Consider the following 2035-nt stretch of genomic DNA (forward strand, 5'->3'; position numbering starts at 1 on the left):
GGTTTTCCCCGCGAGTTACCTAAGTCATACCCCTCCTGTTTCAGGAGGCTCCTACTTAGAACAAGCCGCACTAACAAACGGGTACTGGTGTATAACAAACGGGTACCCATTTCTCACATACCAGTACTCGTTTCTCGTTAACTAGTACTGGTGTATAACAAACGGGTACCCGTTTCTCGCAAACGAGTACTAGTTTATCACTTATTAGTACTCGTTTCTCAGTAACTAGTACTTGTTGCTAAGATGCTAGTACTTGTGTATTAAAAACAGGTACCTATTTGTTCTTAACGAGTACCATTTTCTCACATGCTAGTATTGGTTTAAGGAATTAAGAATGTAGAATGTAGAATGGGCGAATGTAGACTTTAGAAGTCAGAAGCCGGTAGGGTGCGTTAGGGGCGGGCTTGCCCTGATCTTCAACCCCTAGAGCCAGTTTTGGGACAGCCCGCACCGTAACGCACCACCAAGTAGAATGGGCGAATGTAGATTATTAAAATTGCCGAATCTCGTAGAGCGGAATTTTTGGCACAGGAAAATAATTAATTAACCAATAGATAAACTATAGCAATTATCTCTGCCATGAGGTACAAATGGATCCCCCTAAATCCCCCTTATCAAGGGGGACTTTGAGCTTGAAAAGCGTACCTCATAAATCCTAGAAACGCTATAATTACCAAAACAGTAGGAATAAAAAATGAGTGCAAAGACAATTAAGTGGGATGATGTTCGCTCCCAAGTTCTAGCAAATCCAGAGGTAAAAGCCGAGTATGAAGCTCTAGAATTTGAGTTTAATATTGCTAGTCAGGTTATTGCCCAGTCAGAAGTCAGAAGTCAGAAGTCAGAAGTCAGAATTTCCAATTCCCAATTCTCAATTCTCAATTCTTAATTCTTAATTCTCAGGCTCCATCTCCGCAAAGTGTTCCATCAGCATCCGATGAATAAAGATATAGCCGCCCCCTACTTTTTGTAGGAAGATGCGATCAGCGGCGTAGTCCAGGAAGCGGGCATAGTTCCAAGGGATGTATTTGTTACAGCAGAGGACAAGGCGGAGGAAGAAGTGTTGGATGGAGGCTAGACCACCATTCTTCAGCCCGACCATTAGCCCGAATATCAGCCCTCCCATCAGCCCGACCTTCAGCCCTTCGATCAGCCCGATCTTCAGCCCTTCGATCAGCCCTGTCCCCAGCCCTCCCATCAGCCCGAAGATCAGCCCCAAGATCAGCCCTCCCATCAGCCCTCCCATCAGACATACAGTTATAGCATTACGAGCTGATTTCCAAATGCCTTGATTTGGACTTGTTTTTCTTTCAATTTCTGAAATCTTCAGCTCTTCGATCAGCCCTCCCATCAGCGCTGCGATCAGCCCTCCTATCGGCCCTGCGATCAGCCCTGCGATCAGCCCTCCCATCAGCCCTCCTATCAGCGAAAACATCAGTCCTACAATCGGCCCGACAATCAGCGAAAACATCAGCCATTCGATCCACCCTTCCATCAGCCGGTTAATCACCCAGTTAATCTTGATTTTTTTCCAATTAATATCAAGTATTTCAACTGTTTTGATTTCTTCCGTTGGCTTTTTATCCAGCCCTGCGATCAGCCCGACCATCAGCCCGACCATCAGCCCGACCATCATCAGCGAAAACATCAGCCCTGTCATCAGCCCGAGCATCAGGCCGAACATCAGCCCGACCATCAACCTATAAATTCGTTTTTGCTTTCTATTTCTTAGCCAAGATGGCTGCATTTTTTCAATTAAAAATACTGTTTGCGACTCCTCAACCATCCTCTTTGCCAGCCAAATTAGCCAGTGCTTTACTTGCGCATTCTTATATCGCTGATTAGTCTTCCGACGCTTAAACATCCTCTCAATATATGCATCAAAGAGCTGCTTGCGCCGTTCCTCCACTACGTCAGTTTTTGGTAAATCCTCAACTGCTACTCCTTGATAAGCTAGAGTCATAATATTGAGCATCAAGGGCGACTGGGCTAACTCTTGTAATACTGTATCCTCTGCCATTAATGTCCTCAATCCTGT

Annotated in this window: 1 protein-coding gene and 1 pseudogene; both read left to right on the plus strand. The window is 45.3% G+C overall.

Annotation, left to right across the window (positions count from 1 at the left end; translation table 11 throughout):
• Positions 1-694: 694 nt before the first annotated feature.
• Positions 695-886 (plus strand): hypothetical protein, encoded by a 192-nt coding sequence (locus tag F6K49_RS43885; RefSeq protein ID WP_293108109.1) that lies wholly within the window; start codon positions 695-697, stop codon positions 884-886.
• A gap of 489 nt (positions 887-1375) precedes the next feature.
• Positions 1376-1729: pseudogene (locus tag F6K49_RS53955) on the plus strand (hypothetical protein); the annotation flags it as partial.
• Positions 1730-2035 lie beyond the last annotated feature (306 nt).

It is taken from the genome of Moorena sp. SIO3I6 (assembly GCF_010672095.1).